The sequence below is a fragment of the Pseudomonas sp. SIMBA_067 genome (assembly GCF_046534675.1).
GTDB lineage: Bacteria > Pseudomonadota > Gammaproteobacteria > Pseudomonadales > Pseudomonadaceae > Aquipseudomonas > Aquipseudomonas putida.
Genome location: NZ_JAWRYH010000270.1, coordinates 1 through 284 on the forward strand (window position 1 = coordinate 1; position 284 = coordinate 284).

At 59.9% G+C, this 284-nt stretch carries 1 protein-coding gene; it reads left to right on the plus strand.

Annotation, left to right across the window (positions count from 1 at the left end; all coding sequences use genetic code 11):
- A partial coding sequence (locus SB765_RS29040; protein ID WP_410932406.1) for a phenylalanine--tRNA ligase beta subunit-related protein occupies positions 1-284 on the plus strand: 284 nt, incomplete at both ends.

Genomic DNA, 284 nt, shown 5'->3' on the forward strand with positions numbered 1-284 from the left:
GTGCGTTCCATTGAAGTGCTGGCGCCAAACGCTTGCCCACGTTACCTGGGGCGTGTGGTCCGTAACGTCGACCTGTCCAAGCCAACCCCTTTGTGGATGGTTGAGCGTCTGCGCCGTGCCGACGTGCGCAGTATTGATGCTGCCGTCGACATCACCAACTACGTGATGCTGGAGTTGGGCCAGCCGTTGCACGCCTTCGATCTCGCCGAAATCAACGGTGGTATCCGCGTACGCATGGCTGAGGAAGGCGAAAAGCTGGTTCTGCTCGACGGCCAGGAAGTTGC